This window comes from Hyphomicrobium sp. (assembly GCF_035572195.1).
Taxonomy (GTDB): domain Bacteria; phylum Pseudomonadota; class Alphaproteobacteria; order Rhizobiales; family Hyphomicrobiaceae; genus Hyphomicrobium_B.
This window is the reverse complement of the sequence record NZ_DATNBA010000001.1, coordinates 13,351-32,727: the sequence shown is the minus strand read 5'-3', so window position 1 is coordinate 32,727 and position 19,377 is coordinate 13,351. Positions and strand designations below refer to the sequence as shown.

Sequence of the window (19,377 nt, the reverse complement as noted above, 5' to 3'; positions counted from 1 at the left end):
ACGCGGCCAAGCCCGACATGGGACTGCAAACGTGGGACGAGGAGCGAGAATATCCGTTGCAGGAGGATGCGCTCAACTCGAAGAACTACCTCGGCCCGCTTCAACTAGAAGATTTGAATCGGCTCGTCGTTATGGTTCTCGATTTCTTTGAGGACCAAGTAAAGCGCGGATGGCTCGTAACGATGGCCGACGCTGAACAGCGGCTTAAAGAGATATTGGATCTCAACAAGCGCAAGCTTCTCAAGGGATACGGCAGCATCAAAACGGAAGATGCCGAAGCCCACGCTAAGGCAGAATACAAGAAGTTCGACAAAGAACGAAAAGCGGCTCGCAAAGCGAAGGCGTTAGAAGAACTGAACGCTAGGGCGCGTTCTATAGGAACTACGTCTCGTGGTAAGCCAAAGAAGGCATCTGGAGCCTGAAAGTGCCAAAACGCAAAGAACCCGAACTCACACCAGCTGAACAGTCAAAGCGCTTCAAAGAAGCAGCTAAGAAAGCTGGCGTGACGAAAGATGAAGCAGAGTTCGAGCGTGCTTTCAAAAAGGTCGCAAGGCCGAAGGCACGCAAGCCCTAACCAAAATTCTGGTTACTCGGATTGCTGCTGTAAGGACGAAGCCTGACGCTAATAATCAGGCGCGCGTCGTTCTGGTCGAATTTGCCGCCCGTGGGTTGCAACAGGACATCGGTCTCCACAGAAACGTGAGTGATCAGGGAATCGTCCTCCAGCAAACAGAAGAACGGCTTCTCATCATCATCTGGCTTGTCGTAGCCGAGCAATTCCTGCGAGCCCTTCGGAAGCCTCAGCGCATCGAACAGCGTCTTAAGCCGATTGTCGATGTCACCAGATGCAATGACTGAACCTGGCGGGTCTGGGCGCAAGAAAAGAATTTTCAGCGAGCATATTAAGCCGAGTTCTTCACGGACCAACGGAACAAACTCGTAGTTGTTTCGCCTGTAGAGAGGGGCGAGCCACTCAGCCAGCGTGGTGTGGTATGACGTTGCCGCCTTTGGGTTTGACGTTGACTTCCAATCAAAAGTCACCGGGTAGCCGTGCTTTAGATAAGGGTTTATCTCCCAAAGCCGTTTCAACTGAAGATGAAATGCTCGCCTGATGTCGCGCTTGTGCTCTGCTCTGGCGTCGACCTGACCATTTACAGGGTCCTTTTGGGTCGAAAGAAGCGGGCCTTCATACGTCAATCGAAATTCCACGCCGTCCCCGTACATTGGATCGAAATACGGGTCCCATTTGAGGACCGTAATGCGATCGGATTGCTCAAGCGCGCGTCGCCGCTCGCCTGAACGATTCTTCTCGCTCAACCTACACGTCGGCTGTGGTACGTCAAGTATCATATCGCCACTTTAGTGCTAGTAATCAGACAATCAAAATCCAAAGGTCATGACCCGCCATGGCGAACCTCTCCCTTTCACGGCAATTCCTGCGCAGACGAGACGCACGACGGCGCCTAAAGTGTAGTGCAGTCGTCGAATGTCGGGGGATTTCACGGAAAATCGAGATCGTCGATTTTTCGAACGCTGGATTGCGCCTGGATGGCGTAACCGGATTGGCGGCAGGAGATCACGTGCAAATCGTGCTGGTGCCGGATCTGCACGTCGAAGGGGTCATCGCCTGGTCGGTTTGGCATAAGGCCGGCGTCACGCTTTCACAGCCGTTAGCCGAGCGCGACGCTGTTTATATGTACCTCGCCGATCAAGCCGCCATGATTGAACAGGCGCGGACGCGCGCGGTTATAGCGCTGGCCCAGCAATATGCGACCAGAGCACAGCAGCCCGATACGGATTGATTTTTCCGGGATTGCCCGTTAGGCGGCTAGATTGGACGCGAGGACTGAAGACGCGAAGCCACCTGCTTCGGCGAATTCCTTCCACAGTGTCGACAGGGCGGTGATCATTAGTTCCGCTCCTGGACCACGGAAAGCCGCAGCTTGGATACCCTCGACTTCAAGACTGATATGGCGTTCACCTACGGCGAGCCGTCGCCGATGGGGCCTGGCATCGCGCGCCTCGTCGCGAAAAATCCCGGTCCCTTCACCTTCAAGGGTACGAACACATATATCGTCGGCTCGACGTCGCTTGCGATCATCGATCCGGGTCCCGACAACGCCGCGCACCGCCAAGCCATTTTGAAGGCGGCGGGGTCGCGTCCAATCACGCACATCATCTCGACGCATGCGCATCGCGATCACGTCGACGGCATTGCCGCGCTGAAGGTCGAAACCGGCGCCGTCACGGTGGCCTTTCCTCGCGATCCGGCGGCCGGACGCATCGCGCTCAAAGCAAGCCCGTCAGGCAGCTACTTCGTCGACTACGATTTCAAGCCCGACATCGCGGCGAAAGGCGGCGACACGATCACCGGCGCCGACTGGGCGCTGACCGCGATCCATACGCCAGGGCACGCCCCCGATCACCTGTGCCTGGCGCTCGCCGGCCGCAACGTCGTGTTCTCGGGCGATCACGTAATGGCGTGGAATACGACAGTCGTGGCCCCACCCGAAGGCCGCATGGCGGATTATGTCAGCTCACTCGAGATCCTGCTCGATCGCGAGGACGAAGTGTTTTTGCCCGGACACGGCGGCCGGCTGCTCGAGCCTCAGCGCACCGTCAAGGCCTACCTGCTGCACCGGCGCTGGCGCGAAAAATCCGTGCTCGATGCACTCTTACGGGGCGCATCGACTATTCGTCGAATTGTGCCCGAGATCTATCAGGGCCTCGCGCCCCAGATGATCCCTGCCGCGAGCCTTTCCGTTCAAGCCCATGTCGAATACCTGATCGAGAAGGGTCAGGTCGCCTGCGATTTGCCGCTGACCCCTGACCGCGTGCTTTCGGCCGTTTGAGCTTGCTTTTGTCGTCCTTCTTGTCGATGTCGGGTGTCAAGGACTCCGGCACCGAGGCCTCGAACCGCCCGGCGACTTCCTTCAGGATCGTCCGCACGTGCTCGGCGTTGCGGCCGAAGTCGTTGCTGCCGTAGCGCGAGGCCGAGCGCACGTCGATGCGAGACGCCTTGTCGTCGGCGAGCACGCGAATGACGATGTCGTCAGCAAGACCCAGAACCAGCGAGCGATCGGAGAGCTCTATGAATCCGGGCGTATCCTCGTTCTCCTCCGGCGGCAGCTCGAGTGAAGTTTTCATTTTGAGTCTCGCCAGCGCCTGCAGCACGAGTTCGTATGATTCCTCGGGCGGGCGCGGGAGGGTAAGACTCTTGAGGTCGGGATAGTTGTGGCGCTGAATCTCGGCGGAGCGCTCTCCCGGATAGTCGATCGCATTGGCGCCGGCTCCGCGCTCTTCCTTGGCTTCGGTAAATTCGGGGGGCTCGACGAGGTCGGTCGAAACGTCACTGATCGCGGGAAAGCTGAAACTCAGCACCCAGACGGCGGCGGGTATCGCGAGAAGCCCAAGCGCCATAACCGCACCGCAAAGAACCCGCGCCGCGCCTTTCCGCCCCGTCACCCAGATATCGAGTCCGGCGATCGCGGCCATGACCAGCGCCAGCGCGGCCCCCGCAAACACAGCAACCGCGATCGTCATGGCCACTTCCATCGGAAGCAGCAGCATGCGGTGCAGAACCAGCGTCACGATGAGCGCTACGGCCGCGAAAACAGCGAGGCGGCTCGTCCAGGTCGCGAGAAACGACGGCGGCTGGTCTGCGGCGTAATAGATGCGCGACGACCGCAAGCGGCCGCGTGGCCGCTTCGTAACCCGGTTTTCCTCGATCGTTTCCGTCACCATGTTCGGCCCTGACACCCGACGATGAGCCTGCGCATCCTGTTCATCACAACTGGTGCCTTTTTGAGATGCCCGGAGAAGGCTCAGGGATAAAGGCGGGTTTTGTGCCAGGAATCGCGCGGCGCGTCGCGGCGAAAGACGATCCTGTCGTGCAGCCGGAAGGGCCGGCTCATCCAAAATTCGATTTCGACGGGGACGACGCGGAAGCCGGACCAATAGGCCGGCCGCGGTATCGGGGCGTCAAAAAACTTCGCCTCGTAATGCTGGATTTTCGCCTCGAGCACATCGCGCGAGGCAAGCGGCCGTGACTGATGCGAGGCCCAGGCACCAATGCGGCTCAGCGGCGGGCGCGAGGCAAAGTAGGCGTCCGCCTCCTCATGCGATGCAAGCGACACGTGACCGCGCACGCGCACCTGCCGTTCCAGGCTTTTCCAGTGAAACAGCAGCGCCGCCTGCGGATTGGCGAGAAGCTCGTGGCCCTTGGCGCTCTCGAAGTTCGTATAGAAGACGAAGCCGCGGTTCGGGTTTTCGACTGTATCGACGCCCTTCAGCAGCACCATGCGCAGGTTCGGCAGTCCGCCGGCATCGGTCGTCGCGAGCGCCATCGCATTCGGATCGTTGATCTCGGATTTTTCGGCCTCCGCAAACCACGCATGAAACAGCGCGAACGGATCGCCGGCAGCCGTGAAATCCTGCTCGCTATCAGTTATCGCCGCATCGCTCATGTTGCAGGCCCAACGCTTGATTTTAACTGCCGCCACAGTATCGCCGCGGCACACTCAAGGCACCTCTTCAGTACCTTTTAACCATACGGCGCCACATTGAAAGCCGTCGCTTGTATCGCGGCGCCTGTGGTCTCTGTTGCGTAGAAAGTAGCGTCATGTCCCCCAATGCGTCTTTATTTTCCGTTGCCGCGGCCGGTTTGACGGCGTTCGTCTTGGCCGCGGTAATCCTCGTCTCGGCCGATTTTGCGCATGCCGCAGAGCCGACCTCGGGAGCGACGTGCTTGTGCCCCAAGGCAGCGGGTGCAAACGCCACGAAGTTCAAATTCGCCGAAACCAAGATCCTGCTCGACCAGAACGACGAATACGCGGCACTCGAAAGCGTGCAGCTGGCGTTGACCGAGGTTGCAGACGGCTCGAGCTACGTTTGGCACCGTAGTCACGGGCGCCTCTCCGGCCTCGTCAAACCGCTGTCGTCGTTCAAGGATACGCGCGGCGCCGTCTGCCGTCACGCCGTCGTCGTCTTAAGCGGCGTCGAAGCGACGAAGCGCACCGAGATCGTGGCCTGCCGTCTCCCGACCGGCATCTGGCAGCTTGAGAGCTGATTGGCGATTGCACCGGATTTTATGCGGGCTCAGACGAGAAAGGCGGCCAATCGGCTGACTTTTTCGTTGGGGGTGAGTCGCAAATCAGCGGCGCGCTATCGGTGCGCCGGACCTGAGAAATGTACGCCGGACATGAAGTGGCGGCCGCCTGGGCCGCGCACGATGGAGTTGGCGATGACCGTGCCGACGACGGTCACGATGATGCCGATGACAATTTGCGAAAACCAACCCTGCATGTGCTGACGATGCCCCGAGCCGGCGGCTGAAATATGGATCGCGCCGACGCTGCGAGAAACTGCTCGACCTTCGGAATTCCGTCGAGTGTTATGCGGTCTTCCCCAACGCAATTCGATTGACCCTTGCGGAACGAGACAGGAACGTGTAGCGTACATACACGATTTGTACCGGCATCCAGCAAGGCAGATCACCGTCGTTAGGCAGCGTCAGCGCCATGCGTGATCTCCGCAAGCCATGAAAGGCTCGGACCAGAGCGATGCTCACCGAAAAACAGAAAGAACTTCTACTCTTCATCCACGGGCGCATGCAGGAACGCGGCGTGCCGCCGTCGTTCGACGAAATGAAAGACGCGCTTGATCTCAGATCGAAGTCCGGCATTCACAGGCTGATTACGGCGCTCGTCGAGCGCGGCTTTATCCGCCGCCTGCCGCACCGAGCCCGCGCCATCGAAGTGATCAAACTACCGGAAAACCAAGGTCTTATGCAGGGCGGGGGGCAAAGTTCGAATTCCGCCGACGCATTGGCCTCGCCGCAACGCGGTTTCCAGCCGAGCGTCATCGAGGGCTCCGGGCCTCCGCGCGTGAACGTGTCGCCACCGCCGTCGCACATCATCGATGCGCGCACTGTCTCGATCCCCGTCATGGGCCGTATCGCTGCCGGCACACCGATCAGCGCCATTCAGAACCACACTCACGATATCGCCGTGCCACCGGATATTCTGACCAACGGCGAGCACTTCGCGCTCGAGGTCAAAGGCGACTCGATGATCGAGGCCGGCATCCACGATGGCGACACCGTCATCGTTCGGCGGTGCAATACGGCTGAGAACGGCGATATCATCGTCGCACTCGTCGAGGGTGAGGAAGCGACGTTGAAGCGGTTGCGCAAGAAGGGGTCGACCATTGCGCTCGAAGCCGCAAATCCGGAATTCAAGACGCGTATCTTCGGTCCCGATCAAGTCGAGATTCAGGGCCGACTTGTCGGTCTGATGCGTCGCTATTGAGCGTCGCTCGCATCGCTCGCCGCGGCCTGTGGGTCTTCACCCGGGTCGTTGTCTGCGGTTGGCCGAAGCTCTGATGGCTTGTGATCGGCCGCGGCCGTACTGCCGGGCTTTGCGACGGCTGGTTGTTCGCCCGGCGACGATTGGCCCGACACGTCGAGACTTGGCGCATCGAGAATTCGCGGTATCGGCAGGGCGGCTCGTCCAGTCGGAGTTCGCGGCACGTGTGGCGGCGGCGTTCTGCTCCACGGCCGGTCGCCGCGATGCGCCGCAACGGTTTCAACTCGGATGTGCGGTTGCGGGCTGGCTTCGTTTTGATCGAGATAAAGGGCGTAGGCTCCGTTTCGCCACCTATCGAACACGTCGATGACAGTTACGGGGACGGCGCAGTCCGCCGGCTTCGGTATATCGAGCATCAGCACGTCGGCGTTGCCGCAATCGTCGGTGACGGCTGCCGGATGACGCGCGATCGCAATGACCGCGCCTTTGACGTGCGCAATGCAGCCGACCGCATCGCATGAGAATGCCGCCGAATGCTGCGCCTCTGAAGCGCTCCGGTCGTCGCCGTCGTATTCTAGCCAGCGGTCGAGATCGTATTTCGAGCCCTTCGCGGGCAGCGCCGCGAGCTTGCCGGATGGTTCGCGTACCGCAACAAGCTCGCCCTTTTGGCCGACCAGAATGTCGGGGCGCGGCATCCACGGCGCCACGATCAGTCCGACGAGAACAAGGGCGGCTCCAAGCAGGCGCACTCGCGTTTGCCAGAGCGCCAGCCAGACGCCGCCGGCGAGCATCAGCGCAAAAGCGATCGTCGGGATTTCGCGGATATGACCGACCGCGCCCGGCAGCGAGCCGACCGCGTTGGCGCACCACGTCATGCCGTCAATTCCCCACCCCATCGGCTTGAGGCCGAGGACTTCCAGTCCGAACGGCATCAGCACGAAGGCCACCAGCGCCGCCGGCATGACGATGATGTTGCAGATCGGAATAGCGATCATGTTCGCCAGCACGGCGTACTGCTGGCTCTGATGAAAATTGTAAGCTGCGAACGGCGCGACCGCGACGCTGGCGATGAGCGTCGACGAGACGATTTCGCCGAAGAACTTTACGACGCGCAGCGCCGGATGCGGCCGCGAGCCGCGACCCAACAGGCGGCTCACGAATTCATGCGAGGCGATCAGGGCCGTTACCGCCGCGAACGACATCTGGAATCCGGCGTCGAGCAGGCTTTCGGGAAAGACCGCAAGGATCAAAAATGCGGCCAACGCCACGTTTCGCAAAGCCAAGGCTGGCCGGTCGATCAGGACCGCGCCGAAGATAATTACGATCATCAGCGCTGAACGTACCGTCGCGAAGGCGCCGCCCGAGATCGCAAGATATCCGAGTGCGCTCAAGATTCCGGCTGCCGCGGCCATCTTCTTGATCGGCAGAGTCAGCGCGAAGAGCGGAATGGCCGCCAGCAACAGTCGCACCGAAAAGAACACGGCACCCGCCATGATGACCATATGCAGGCCCGAAATCGAAAGGATGTGAAAGAGGCCTGAGTTCTTGAAGGCGTTGTTCGTTGCGGCGCTGATGCCGCCGCGTTCGCCGGTGATCAGCGCCAACGCAATTTCGCCCGTTTCGCCGGGCAACGCCGCTCTGACGCGCACGGCGATGGCCTGGCGAACGGTTTCGATGCCGCGCCTGTAGATCTGCGACAGCGTTCCTCCATCGGCGCGGCCTTCGATCACCGGCGCGGCAAAAGCGTAACCGACCCCGCCGACCTGATCGAACCATGCGGTTCTTGCGTAGTCGAATCCCCCCGGCAACGCCGGCTTCGCCGGTGGGGCGAGCGTTGCCTTCAGGCGAATGCGATCGCCGGGCTCAGCTACGGAACGCGCGGACATCGTGCGCACACGCACTAAAGCCGGCGTTTTGTCGGCGGCCAGACCGGCAATTTTAAGCTCCCCGATCGTGAGCCTCTGGCCTTTGGAGTATTTGGTTTCAACGAGCGTCACGACGCCGGCGATCTCGGCGTTGTGCAACGACTTTGCCAGTACGGGCGCGCGCACCGCTTCGACACGCAGCTTGGCATCGGCAAAGCCCAATCCGGCAAGGATCAACGCCGCCAGGACAGTCGACGATAACGTTCCCCCTGAACTGACTGCGCGCAAAATCAGGACAAGAGCCAACGGGGCAAACGCCACACCGACCTGCGGCTCGATCGGCATAGCGAAATAGGCCGCAATACCAAGACCGAGACAGACCGGCGACCAAAGAAAAAATCGCTCGCGCTCACCCTCCAACAGCCCGACTGCAGCGTGCAGGCGGCGCTGCGGCGATGTGGCGAGACCGGCTTCCAGGTCTATCGTGTCTGCTGCCATACCCCTCGGCCAAGGCGCGTCGCGTAACGCCTGCCCGACCCCTTAACTTGTCCCGTTCCCCATGCTACGAGCGGGACGACATTCCCTCAACAACGCAATGAGCAAAAGGTCCGATGACTGAGACCGCGAAGTCGACTGCGCCGGTTGTCCGATTTGCACCCTCGCCGACCGGATACTTGCATATCGGCGGCGCCCGCACGGCTCTTTTCAACTGGCTCTATGCGCGAGGCCGCAACGGCAAATTCCTTTTGCGCATCGAGGACACCGATCGCGAGCGCAATAACGAGGCGGCCGTCGCCGCGATCCTCGACGGCTTGACGTGGCTTGGCCTCGACTGGGACGGCGACGCCGTTTCGCAATTTGCACGCGCGGACCGGCATCGCGAGGTTGCGGCCGAGCTTCTGAAGCGCGGCGCGGCCTACTACTGCTATGCGTCGCCTGCCGAAATTGCCGCCGCCCGCGAAAATGCCAAGGCCGAGGGCCGGCCGCAGATCTTTTTATCGCCGTGGCGGGATCGCGATCCCAACGATGCCCCGAAGGACGTAAAGCCGACGGTTCGCCTCAAGGCGCCACGCGAAGGAGAGACGATCGTCAATGACCATGTGCAGGGACTCGTCACCTTTCCGAACAAGGATCTCGACGATCTGATCATCCTGAGATCGGACGGCAACCCGACGTACAATCTGGCGGTCGTGGTTGATGACCATGACATGGGCGTCACGCACGTCGTTCGTGGCGCCGATCATTTGACCAACGCCGCCCGGCAGACCCAGATCTACACTGGGCTCGGCTGGACGGTGCCCGAATTCGCCCACGTCCCGCTGATTCACGGGTCGGACGGCGCCAAGCTTTCAAAACGTCATGGGGCCCAAGGCGTCGAAGAATATCGCGCTATGGGCTATCTGCCTGCGGCCTTGTGCAACTATCTCGTGCGCCTCGGCTGGAGCCATGGCGACGATGAGATCATGACGACGCAAGACATCATTCGATGGTTCGACATCGACGGCATCAACAAAAGCCCGGCGCGGCTCGACTTCAAGAAGCTCGATGATTTGAATGGGCACTATATCCGTCAGACGGCCGACCAAGAGCTTGCCGAGCACGTGCGCCGGATGCTGCCGCATCTCGATTTCAAGGGCCTCGCGGCAGCGCCCGCCGATCCGAAAGCCGCGCCACGCTCCGACGTCGCACTGGCGCTCGAAGTTCAACGACAGCTTCCGGGCGTCGCGACCGGCAACGACCTCGCCGACCGCTTTAGCGCCAAAGGATGGGAAAAATTCGCGCGAGCCATTCCGGCGCTCAAGGAGCGTTCGAAGACACTTGCCGACCTCATCGGCGGCGCGCTCTTCATTGTCGCCGAGCGGCCGATCAAGCCCGACGATAAAGCTTTGAAGCTCCTCAACACCGAGGGCCGCGCATCGAACGCCGAAGTGCTGAAAATTCTGTCGGGTATTTCCAGCCGCGACTGGACCTCTGCGGCGATCGAGACAGAAATCAAATCGCTTGCCGAAGCTAAGGGTCTGAAACTCGGCAGCATTGCGCAACCCCTGCGTGCGGCTCTGACAGGACGCGCGGTTTCTCCGCCGGTGTTCGACGTCCTGGACGTGCTGGGCCGCGACGAGTCGTTGGCGCGATTGGCGGACGCCTCGGCGTGAGCCGCGTTGGATCGTTAACGTCCGCCTTGCCGCACTGCAAACAATCCATTAAACCCTTCTGCAGGCGTCTGCTTTGGCACAAGCCCGCGCATATCTGCCCTGCATCGCAATAGAGCAAGATGCTGCCGTGCGGAGAATGGGATAGTCTCACGTAACATCGTCGGCATCGGCCCCGGATCGAGGTGGCAACCATGAACGTCCATGAAACCAAACCGGGAAAAGCCGGGGGCGCGGCGAAGCAGAGCGCAACGCTGACGGTCGACAATAAGCAGGTCCAACTCGAAGTCCGTTCAGGATCGATCGGACCGGATGTCATCGACGTCGGTAATCTTTACCGGCAGACGGGCTGCTTCACGTACGATCCGGGCTTTACGTCGACGGCCAACTGCAGAAGTGCGATCACATTCATTGACGGCGATAAGGGCGAGCTTCTGTATCGCGGCTACCCCATCGATCAGCTAGCGGAAAACACCAATTTTCTGGCTGTTTGCTATCTGCTACTTTACGGCGAGTTGCCGACCAACGCGGAGTTCATCGCCTTTCGGCGCACCATCACAAACCACACGATGGTGCACGAACAGATGACGCGGTTCTTCACCGGCTACCGGCGCGATGCGCACCCCATGGCCGTAATGGTCGGCAACGTCGGTGCGCTGTCTTCATTCTATCACGACTCGACCGACATCAACGACCAGGCGCAGCGCGAGGTCGCGAGCCATCGCATGATCGCCAAGATGCCGACCATTGCGGCAATGGCTTACAAGTACTCACTTGGCCAGCCCTTCATCTATCCGCGCAACGATCTCGACTATACGTCTAACTTCCTGCAGATGTGCTTTGCGGTTCCGAGCGAGCCCTATCTCGTCAATCCGGTCATTTCTCGCGCCCTCGATCGCATCTTCATTTTGCACGCCGATCACGAGCAGAACGCCTCGACCTCCACGGTGCGCCTCGCCGGCTCCTCGGGGGCCAATCCATTCGCGTGCATCTCGGCCGGCATCGCGTGTCTCTGGGGTCCGGCGCACGGCGGCGCCAATGAAGCCGCACTCAACATGCTGCGGGAAATCGGCACGGTCGAACGGATTCCCGAGTTCGTCAAAAAAGCCAAGGACAAGTCGTCGGGCTTTCGGTTGATGGGCTTCGGCCATCGCGTCTACAAGAACTACGATCCCCGCGCCAAAGTCATGCAGAAGACGTGTCACGAGGTTCTCGACGCTCTCGGCCACAGAGACGATCCGTTGCTCAAAGTCGCGCTGGAACTCGAACGCATCGCGCTGCAGGACGAATATTTCATTGAAAAGAAATTGTATCCCAACATCGATTTCTATTCGGGGATTACGCTGCGCGCGATGGGCTTCCCGATCGAGCTGTTTACCGTTCTATTTGCGGTGGCGCGCACCGTCGGCTGGATCGCGCAGTGGAAAGAAATGATCGAGGATCCCGAGCAGCGCATCGGCCGGCCGCGCCAGCTTTACATCGGTCCGAAGCGCCGCGACTTCCCGGCGGCGTGAGCTTCGATAACGGAAAGCACCGTTTCTGCAGCCGCGGCGCTCGGACTTGATGATGTGAGGCGTAGCTTTTCGGGCGTGCGGGCGAGTTCGTCCAGCTGCGCCTTGCGTGCTTCCGTGTCGGCAAGAAGCGGCAGCAGCGCGGCTGCAAGATTTTCCGCCGTGCACGTCTCTTGAAGAAACTCTGGGTAGACGTTCCTGCCGAGAACGAGATTTGCGAGCACGACGCTCGGCACGCGTACGAGGAACCGCAGCGACGCGATCAGTTTGTCGACCTTATAGGCAACGACACTCGGTGTTCCGGCGAGCGCCAATTCGAGCGTGATGGTTCCTGATGCCGCGAGCGCAACGCGGGCGAGCCGCATCGCGGCGTATTTGTCGGCGCCCCCATCGACGATATGCGGACGAGGTTTCCACGTTGCCGTTCTGGCGGCGATCAGATCGCGGACGTGGCGCACCGCGGGAATGACGATTTCGACCGGCTGTACCGACGCGGGGACCGTAGCGACCGCTTCGCCGAATACGTCGATCAGGCGTTCAACCTCCGAGGTGCGGCTACCGGGGAGAACGAGAACGACCGGGGCATCCGGCACCAGACCCAGACGCAGAGCCAGCGCTGCAGCGTCTGCGTTTTGAATCTCATCGAGTTTTTCGATCAGGGGATGCCCGACGTACGTGCAGGGCGGGCCGCCGAGGCGCGCGTGCGCATCCGGCTCGAAGGGTAGCAACGCCAGCACGTGGTCGATGTAACGGCGCATGCGCTTGGCGCGTCCGGGACGCCAGGCCCACACACTCGGGCTGACATAATCGATGATCGGGATGTGCGGCGCGCGCTTTCGAATACGTTTCGCGATCGGGTGCGTGAATTCCGGACTGTCGATGATAACGACGGCATCCGGAGCGGCGGCGAGCGCCGCGTCCACGGTTTGATAGACGCGCCGGACGATGCGCGGCAGGCGCGGCAGGATCGACATCGGGCCCATCACCGCGACGTCTTCGATTGGAAATAGTGAAACGAATCCTTCGTGCGCCATCTCTTCGCCGCCGACGCCCGAGAATTGGATCGGACCGGCGTGAGCCGCCTTGAGCGCCGCGATCAGCTTGGCGCCGAGCGCATCGCCGGAATGTTCACCCGCCACGACAAATATCTTCAAGGTGTGCGGATCGCTCGATGCTGTCATCGTCTGCCACCGCCTTCAGCGACTTCCGTCGCGGCGATGAATAATCCAAGCTTGTCCGCCAATCGGACAACACCCCGCTTATTTTCCAGATCGAACGAAGCGCCGACCGCGACGACGCCGCCGAGTTTGGCGTCGTTTGCGGCGACGAGAATGGCTTCGTCGATCTCGTGCGCCGCTCCGATCACGGCGACGCCTTCACGGCGCGCACGCTTTCGGCGAAGTCCGGCGGCTCGTTCGATGACGTCGCGCGGCGGTTCCCCGGCCCCGATGGCGATGATGCGACCGTCGCCGATCACGAGCGCCGATCCGCTATCGAAAGCCGCCAGCTCCGACAGGATACCGATGGCGCGGCCAATCTCTGCGCCGGCGCGATCTCCGATGCGGATCGAGCCGATGCCAACCGGTTTGGCGGAGCCCGGCGCGGCGCGCGATGGCGGGGGTCGTTGGGCCGTTTCGATGCCGGCAATGAACAGCCCGCACTGATCGGCAATCTCGATCATCTCCGATCGCTCGGCTGCCAGCACGTGACCGGCCATGACGGCGATCCCTGCAAGTCCGGCGGCGTCGGCATTTCTGACGGTGTTTGGACCAATCGCCGGTAAATCGACGCGGAGATCCTGGCCCGGCTTTGGCCGCTTGACGAGCACCCCCTGGCGTTGGCGCCGATTTGAAATGCCCCGGGCCTCTGCGACTCGCTTCAGCATACGGTCGGTTCCTTCGGCGCCCTCGATGGCTTCGATACGGCCATCCGTCACGATCGTCCCCTGCCCGATATCGTAACGCCCGAGCGCCGCAATCAAGGCGAATCCCTTTTCGATACTAGCGGCGTCTTCGGGCGATGGTTCGTGCCTCGTCAACGCGCCTTCGGCAACGAGCAACTCACGGGCGACATCGCCGACGCCGACGACGGTCAGACCGTGCGTCTCTAACACTCCCAAAAATCCGCGCAAAACGGCGTCGTCACCGCCGGCATTCAACAACCGCAAAACGGCAGGCAGCGCTCGAAAGAATGCAAAGTCCGGCCGGGCGTTGCGAAACGATGGCCGCGCACCCGCACCGAGAACCAGGATATTGCTGACGCCGGCACGCTTCAGCGCCGCCGTGGCGCGCCCGAGCTGAGCCCAATTGACATACGTATGCGGGAAGATTTCGAGCGCCGGATCGGCACCGTCGAGCATGATGACGTGGACGCTACCGCCGCGGTTCACGACGCTGCGGGCGACTTCGCCTGGAAGCGCGCCGGCACTCGCAATGATCCCGATCCGATCGGCCGGCCCGTTCATGGCCCCGCCTCAGCTCTCCGCGCCGTTCTTCGGCGTGCATAGCGAGCGCTTGCCGCCCTCGCGAATGAAAGCAAGGATTTCCTGCACCGTCGCGTGACCGGCGAATTCTTGAGCGACATCCTCCGTGCGTTCGCTAAGCGTGCCTTCGGCGGCAAACAGCAGCCGATAGGCGCGTCGCAAATCGTGGATGTCGGCGCGCGAAAAGCCACGGCGCTGCAAGCCGATGATGTTGAGGCCCGACAAGTAGGCGCGATTGCCGAGCGCCATGCCATAGGGAATGAGATCGTTCTCGAGCCCCGACATGCCGCCGACGAAAGCGTGTGGCCCGACGCGCGCGAATTGAATGACCGCCGCGCCGCCGCCGATAATGGCATAGTCGCCGACGGTGCAATGTCCGGCGAGCATGACGTTATTTGAAAACACGACGCCGTCGCCAACTCTGCAGTCATGCCCGACGTGGCTGTTCGCAAGGAAGGCGCAACCGTTGCCGATCGTCGTGACCGATCCGCCGCCGGCCGTGCCGGGATTCAATGTGACGCCTTCGCGGATGATGCAGTCGGCGCCGACCGTCAGCGAACACGGCTCGCCCTTGTATTTCAAATCCTGCGGTTGATGGCCGATCGAGGCGAATGGAAAAATGCGCGTGCCGGCACCGATCTCCGTCGTTCCGGCGACGGCGACGTGGCTAAGAAGTTCGACGCGCTCGCCGAGGCTGACCTCTGGTCCGACCACGCAAAACGGCCCGATCTTCACCCCTGCGGCTAGCCGCGCGCCGTCCTCGACAATCGCTGTCGGGTGGACTTGGACTTCAGCCATTTTTACTCGCAAAGGCGCGTGCGTCGGCGGAATCGGCAAGCATCGCGCTGATTTCGGCTTCGGCCACGACCTGACCGTTCACCTTCGCTTCGCCTTTGAAGCGCCAGACGCGGCCGCGGTTGCGGATCTTCTTGACGTGATAGTGAAGCTGATCGCCGGGCAGCACGGGCTTGCGAAACTTGGCGTTGTCGATGCCCATGAAGTAGACGAGCTCGGCGTGATAATCTTCTCCGACGTTTGAAACGCAAAGCGCACCGGCCGTCTGCGCCAGCCCCTCGATGATCAGCACACCGGGCATCACCGGAAACTGCGGGAAATGGCCTTGAAAGAATGGCTCGTTGATCGTGACGTTCTTGACGCCGACGCAGCTTTCGTCAGCATTCATGTCGTACATGCGATCGACGAGCAGGAACGGATAGCGGTGCGGCAACAGCTTCATCACTGTCACTATATCCGCCGTGCCAAGCTTTTTGCCGGCCTTTGCCTTGTCGTCCATAACCGTCAAACTCCAAAAAGTCGCTCGCCTAAACGCAACCGCCAACCTCGATCAATCAGCTCTCGCCCGGCCCTTGTTCTTCGTCATAGCTGACCTTGTCGCGCGCCACGAGCCGCTTGATCAAGGCCTGCTCGCGTGCGGCCTCGCGTAGCGTCTTCGCCGGAGTGCCGAAGTATCTGGCGCCCGCCGGCACATCGTGCGTCGGATGCGACGCGCCACCAACTTGAGCGCCGTTGCCGATTTTGATGTGGCCGACGGTTCCGGATTGACCGCCCATGACGACGTAGTCGCCGAGTTCCGTCGAACCTGAGATGCCGCACATTGAAACGATGATGCAATGCCGGCCGACAATGACGTTGTGCCCAATCTGCACGAGATTATCAATTTTCGTGCCTTCGCCGATCATCGTATCCTTAAGAGCGCCGCGGTCGATGGTTGTATTGGCGCCAATTTCGACATCATCCTGGATGATGACCCGCCCAATTTGCGGCACCTTCAGGTGGCCGCCAGGGCCCATCGCGAAGCCGAAACCGTCCTGGCCGATCCGAACGCCTGAATGGATGAGGACGCGGTCACCGACCAGCGCGTGGGTGATTGTTGCGAGCGCCCCGATGTAGCAATGGCGGCCGATCGTGACGCGCGCGCCGATGACGGCTCCAGCCGCGATCCGGGTTCCGGCGCCGATCTGGGCTTCGCGTCCGATGACGGCCCCCGGCTCGACCAGAACGCCGTCCTCGAGACGGGCCGTCGGGTCGATCGGAGGCGCTCCGGGCGTCGCAGCCATAGGCTGCAGCGCGGAGGGATAGAACAGCGTCAGAGCGCGAGCGAAGCCGTGATAGGGCTGCTTCGTGACGAGTGCCGCCGTTGTGGGCGGAACGCGGGCCGCGAGCGCCGGCACGACGAGGCAGGCGCCGGCCGCGGTGGTCGCGAGTTGCGGCAGATATTTGATGTTGTCGACGAAGGCGACGCTGCTACGGCCGGCCTCGGAAAGAGGGAGCACGTCGTCGATCATCGCGCTCGGGTCGGCGCCCTCGGCGAGTTCGGCACAGGTGGCCGCCGCGACTTCGGCTAGCGGATAGGGACCGGCACGGTCGAAAAATCCGGGATGCTCCATCAGTTGCCTCCGGCACGCCGATGCTTCAGCTATTTTATGTACGGTTGATGACGTTGAATGGACGACCGCGAGGGCGTTTGCAAGCCCTGGCTCAAACAGGCGGCAATGGGCCACCTCGGCTGAGGCCGGCGTCGGTGACGCCGGCCTTCGTGCCGTTAAGCTTTTAGAACCTTGTCGAGGCGCCGAAGCGGAAGAACTGAGTCTGGTCGAAGCTTTCTTTCGTCAAGACCTTGGCGAAGTCCATGCGGATCGGGCCGACCGGCGAGTTCCACATCAAGCTGGCGCCAACCGACGATCGGATCGAAGAGCTGTCGGCGAGGCAGGGTTTGCCGTTCTTAATGCAACCGGCCAGCGCTGTCTCTGCGCCGCCAGTCGCATCGAACAGCGAGCCGGCATCGGCGAAGACGGCGCCGCTCAGGCCGAGATCGTCTGGCACATAAGGCAGCGGGAAGCGAATCTCGCCCGTTACGGCCCAATACGTCTGACCACCCAGCGCGTCTTGGTTATTTGAACTCAAGTCGCGCGGACCATAACCGGCACGGTCGAAGCCGCGGATCGTCTCACCACCTTTGAAGAAGGCGTCGAGAAGGCGGACGTCGTCGCCGCCCCAGCCCTCGATATGGCCGCCGATGGCACGGCCAACCAACGTGATCTTTTCGGTGACCGGATAGTAGCCGCGCGCTTCGGCGTTGACGCGCCAGTACTGGGCGTCGCCGCCGACGCCGGCGAAGTCGTCATCCAACTGCAGGTAGAAGCCGCGGGTTGGCGTCTTCGCATTGTTTCGCTTGTCGTACGTGATCGTCGTACCGACAAGCGACGTCCAATAAGAGTCGTCCTTGCAGTTCGCCTCAAAATTATTTTTCAGGTTTGTGTCACCGCATGCTTCTTTGATCGCCAACGATGCATCATTCGCGACGTTAAAGATCTGATCGCGCGAAATCGAGTAGTGCGTCTGCATCCACAGGGCTTCCGTGATCGGGAATGCCAAGCGAAGCTGGCCGCCGACTTTCTGCTGATCGAAGCCGGACTCTTGCTGAAAATCGAGTTGTTTGTAGTAGAGGTCGAAACCTGCAGCGAGATTGCGATCGAGGAAGCGCGGCTCGGTGAACGACAGGTCGACCTGCATACGCTCGAACGAACCGGCGAGAGCCAGACGCAAGTACTGGCCGTTGCCGAACAAGTTGCGTTCGGTGATCGACACGTCGCCGATCACGCCTTCACTCGTCGAGTAGCCGGCACCGAACGAAAGCTCGCCCGTCGACTGTTCTTCCACCACCACGTCGAGCACGACGCGGTCAGGCGCTGAGCCCGGGCGTCGCTTGACATCGACATTCTTGAAGATGCCCAGACCCTGCAGGCGTTTCTTGGCGCGATCGACAAGCATGCCGTTGAAGGCATCGCCTTCCGCAAGCCGGAACTCGCGGCGGATCACGTAATCCTTCGTGCGATCGTTGCCGATGACGTTGATGCGCTCGATGTAGATTCTCGGACCTTCATCGACGACATAGGTGATGCCAATCGTGCGGGCCGTCGTATCGGGAATAGCGCGCGGACGGACGCGAGCGAAGGCGTAACCCTTTTCGGCGATGGCGAGCGTCAACGCTTCCGTCGTCTTGTCGATTTCGGACGCGTCGTATGTTTCACCGGCGTGGGTGAGAATTTGGCCCTGATAGTCCTGCGGCAACACGTCGGGCAGAGAACTTTCCATCTGCACGGCGCCGAAGTTGTAGAGCTGGCCCTCCTCGACGGCGAAGGTGATGAGGAAGCCGGTGCCGTCCGGATCGATCTCGGCGTTGGCTGCCGTGACGCTGGCGTCGGCGTAGCCGTTCTTCAGGTAGTACTGGCGGATCAATTCGCGATCGAGATTCATCCGGTCCGGATCGTAGACGGACGTACCCTTGAGGAAATCAAACCAGCCTTGCTGCGTTGTCGAGATGATGTCGCGCAGCTGGCTATCGGAAAAGGCGTGATTGCCGACGAAGTTGATGCCTTTGACCTTCGTCGCCTTGCCTTCGGTAATTTCGAATACGAGATTGACGCGATCCTGCTCGAGCTGAATCAGCTTCGGCTCGACGCTTGCGGCAAAAAGCCCCTGGCGGCGGTAGACGTCGAGAATGCGCTGCACATCGGCCTGAGCCTTGGCGCGCGTGAACACCGATCGCGGCTTGAGCCGGACTTCGCCGGTCAGCGTCGCGGTATCGACCTCGCTGTTGCCTTCGAATGCCACCTGATTGATGACCGGGTTTTCCGTGACCCTGACGACGACGGTCGGACCCTTGTTGTCGATCGCAACGTCAGCGAAGAGCCCGGTGGCGAACAGCGCCTTGATCGAGGCGTCGACCTTGCCGGCGTTGTAGGCATCGCCGGGCGCGAATTGTAGATAGGATCGGACGGTTTCCGGCTCGACGCGACGATTGCCGACGACCTCGATGTTCTTGATCACGCCTTGAGCAAACGCAGCACCTGACGTCCAGGTGGCATCCCCCATCGCGATCATCGGCGAGGCAACTGCAAGCGCCAGCATCAGGCGCATAAAGCCCGCCAGGATGATCTCAATTCTCTGCATACGCGGAATAGCCCCCGTGTGCCGCCGACCCCCATCACACATGCGCGCTGTCGGCGGCAGCGTCACACTCATGCGTCGTGTTTTTATCGT

Annotated in this window: 17 protein-coding genes and 1 pseudogene; 7 read left to right on the top strand and 11 right to left on the bottom strand. The window is 61.2% G+C overall.

What is annotated here, in order from left to right:
- Positions 1–422: RhuM family protein (gene rhuM, locus VN623_RS00145; RefSeq protein WP_325566878.1), on the top strand; the 422-nt coding region annotated here is incomplete at its 5' end.
- 148 nt (positions 423–570) lie between these two features.
- Here the strand turns inward: rhuM and VN623_RS00140 are convergent.
- Complete coding sequence (locus VN623_RS00140) at positions 571–1,317, bottom strand: hypothetical protein (RefSeq protein WP_325566876.1); 747 nt, start codon at positions 1,315–1,317, stop codon at positions 571–573.
- Between the two features lie 263 nt (positions 1,318–1,580).
- Between VN623_RS00140 and VN623_RS00135 the strand changes: the two genes are divergently transcribed.
- Positions 1,581–1,802 carry a hypothetical protein gene (locus VN623_RS00135; protein ID WP_325566875.1) on the top strand — a complete coding sequence of 74 codons (222 nt, stop codon included), beginning with the start codon at positions 1,581–1,583 and terminating at the stop codon, positions 1,800–1,802.
- Between the two features lie 141 nt (positions 1,803–1,943).
- Positions 1,944–2,852 (top strand): MBL fold metallo-hydrolase, encoded by a 909-nt coding sequence (locus VN623_RS00130; RefSeq protein ID WP_325566873.1) that lies wholly within the window; start codon positions 1,944–1,946, stop codon positions 2,850–2,852.
- Between the two features lie 88 nt (positions 2,853–2,940).
- On the opposite strand, the pseudogene VN623_RS00125 reads toward VN623_RS00130, so the two are convergent.
- Positions 2,941–3,420: pseudogene (locus VN623_RS00125) on the bottom strand (DUF1499 domain-containing protein); the annotation flags it as partial.
- A gap of 404 nt (positions 3,421–3,824) precedes the next feature.
- Complete coding sequence (gene pdxH / locus VN623_RS00120) at positions 3,825–4,466, bottom strand: pyridoxamine 5'-phosphate oxidase (RefSeq protein WP_325566879.1); 642 nt, start codon at positions 4,464–4,466, stop codon at positions 3,825–3,827.
- 155 nt (positions 4,467–4,621) lie between these two features.
- On the opposite strand from pdxH, the gene VN623_RS00115 reads away from it, so the two are divergent.
- The gene (locus tag VN623_RS00115; RefSeq protein WP_325566871.1) at positions 4,622–5,068 is read left to right on the top strand and encodes a hypothetical protein; all 447 of its coding nucleotides are present in this window, start codon (positions 4,622–4,624) and stop codon (positions 5,066–5,068) included.
- 95 nt (positions 5,069–5,163) lie between these two features.
- Here the strand turns inward: VN623_RS00115 and VN623_RS00110 are convergent, their stop codons facing one another.
- A complete protein-coding gene (locus VN623_RS00110) occupies positions 5,164–5,304 on the bottom strand; it encodes a hypothetical protein (RefSeq protein ID WP_325566869.1) in 141 nt (46 codons plus the stop codon).
- Positions 5,305–5,561: 257 nt separating this feature from the next.
- Between VN623_RS00110 and lexA the strand changes: the two genes are divergently transcribed.
- Positions 5,562–6,308 (top strand): transcriptional repressor LexA, encoded by a 747-nt coding sequence (lexA, locus tag VN623_RS00105; protein WP_325566867.1) that lies wholly within the window; start codon positions 5,562–5,564, stop codon positions 6,306–6,308.
- Here lexA and VN623_RS00100 read toward each other — a convergent pair.
- Positions 6,302–8,668, bottom strand: coding sequence for a ComEC/Rec2 family competence protein (locus VN623_RS00100; protein WP_325566865.1), 2,367 nt, complete (start codon positions 8,666–8,668; stop codon positions 6,302–6,304). The two genes, lexA and VN623_RS00100, sit on opposite strands and share 7 nt — an antisense overlap.
- 113 nt (positions 8,669–8,781) lie before the next feature.
- Between VN623_RS00100 and gltX the strand changes: the two genes are divergently transcribed.
- Together gltX and gltA are read left to right on the top strand one after the other, a co-directional pair.
- Positions 8,782–10,323: a glutamate--tRNA ligase gene (gene gltX / locus VN623_RS00095; protein ID WP_325566864.1), complete on the top strand. Its 1,542-nt coding sequence runs from the start codon at positions 8,782–8,784 to the stop codon at positions 10,321–10,323.
- A gap of 191 nt (positions 10,324–10,514) precedes the next feature.
- Entirely contained in the window at positions 10,515–11,834 is a 1,320-nt protein-coding gene (gene gltA, locus VN623_RS00090; protein WP_325566862.1) for a citrate synthase, read from the top strand.
- On the opposite strand, the gene lpxB is transcribed toward gltA, so the two are convergent.
- The 6 genes from lpxB to bamA form a co-directional block, all read right to left on the bottom strand.
- On the bottom strand, positions 11,795–13,012 hold the full coding sequence (lpxB, locus tag VN623_RS00085; protein WP_325566860.1) for a lipid-A-disaccharide synthase: 1,218 nt from the start codon (positions 13,010–13,012) through the stop codon (positions 11,795–11,797). The genes gltA and lpxB overlap by 40 nt on opposite strands.
- Complete coding sequence (locus VN623_RS00080) at positions 13,009–14,295, bottom strand: LpxI family protein (protein ID WP_325566858.1); 1,287 nt, start codon at positions 14,293–14,295, stop codon at positions 13,009–13,011. Before VN623_RS00080 ends, lpxB begins: the two co-directional genes overlap by 4 nt.
- Positions 14,296–14,304: 9 nt before the next feature.
- On the bottom strand, positions 14,305–15,111 hold the full coding sequence (gene lpxA, locus VN623_RS00075; protein WP_325566856.1) for an acyl-ACP--UDP-N-acetylglucosamine O-acyltransferase: 807 nt from the start codon (positions 15,109–15,111) through the stop codon (positions 14,305–14,307).
- Entirely contained in the window at positions 15,104–15,607 is a 504-nt protein-coding gene (gene fabZ, locus VN623_RS00070) for a 3-hydroxyacyl-ACP dehydratase FabZ (protein ID WP_325566854.1), read from the bottom strand. The genes lpxA and fabZ overlap by 8 nt, the downstream gene beginning before the upstream one ends.
- 55 nt (positions 15,608–15,662) lie before the next feature.
- The gene (lpxD, locus tag VN623_RS00065; RefSeq protein ID WP_325566852.1) at positions 15,663–16,721 is read right to left on the bottom strand and encodes a UDP-3-O-(3-hydroxymyristoyl)glucosamine N-acyltransferase; all 1,059 of its coding nucleotides are present in this window, start codon (positions 16,719–16,721) and stop codon (positions 15,663–15,665) included.
- 163 nt (positions 16,722–16,884) lie between these two features.
- Positions 16,885–19,287: an outer membrane protein assembly factor BamA gene (bamA, locus tag VN623_RS00060; protein WP_325566850.1), complete on the bottom strand. Its 2,403-nt coding sequence runs from the start codon at positions 19,285–19,287 to the stop codon at positions 16,885–16,887.
- Positions 19,288–19,377 lie beyond the last annotated feature (90 nt).

Excerpts from the sequence above, each read along its gene's own strand:
- pdxH (WP_325566879.1), bottom strand. The coding sequence starts at position 4,466 with ATGAGCGATGCGGCGATAACTGATAGCGAGCAGGATTTCACGGCTGCC.
- VN623_RS00115 (WP_325566871.1), top strand. The coding sequence starts at position 4,622 with ATGTCCCCCAATGCGTCTTTATTTTCCGTTGCCGCGGCCGGTTTGACG.
- VN623_RS00110 (WP_325566869.1), bottom strand. The coding sequence starts at position 5,304 with ATGCAGGGTTGGTTTTCGCAAATTGTCATCGGCATCATCGTGACCGTC.
- lexA (WP_325566867.1), top strand. The coding sequence starts at position 5,562 with ATGCTCACCGAAAAACAGAAAGAACTTCTACTCTTCATCCACGGGCGC.
- VN623_RS00100 (WP_325566865.1), bottom strand. The coding sequence starts at position 8,668 with ATGGCAGCAGACACGATAGACCTGGAAGCCGGTCTCGCCACATCGCCG.
- gltX (WP_325566864.1), top strand. The coding sequence starts at position 8,782 with ATGACTGAGACCGCGAAGTCGACTGCGCCGGTTGTCCGATTTGCACCC.
- gltA (WP_325566862.1), top strand. The coding sequence starts at position 10,515 with ATGAACGTCCATGAAACCAAACCGGGAAAAGCCGGGGGCGCGGCGAAG.
- lpxB (WP_325566860.1), bottom strand. The coding sequence starts at position 13,012 with ATGACAGCATCGAGCGATCCGCACACCTTGAAGATATTTGTCGTGGCG.
- VN623_RS00080 (WP_325566858.1), bottom strand. The coding sequence starts at position 14,295 with ATGAACGGGCCGGCCGATCGGATCGGGATCATTGCGAGTGCCGGCGCG.
- lpxA (WP_325566856.1), bottom strand. The coding sequence starts at position 15,111 with ATGGCTGAAGTCCAAGTCCACCCGACAGCGATTGTCGAGGACGGCGCG.
- fabZ (WP_325566854.1), bottom strand. The coding sequence starts at position 15,607 with ATGGACGACAAGGCAAAGGCCGGCAAAAAGCTTGGCACGGCGGATATA.
- lpxD (WP_325566852.1), bottom strand. The coding sequence starts at position 16,721 with ATGGAGCATCCCGGATTTTTCGACCGTGCCGGTCCCTATCCGCTAGCC.
- bamA (WP_325566850.1), bottom strand. The coding sequence starts at position 19,287 with ATGCAGAGAATTGAGATCATCCTGGCGGGCTTTATGCGCCTGATGCTG.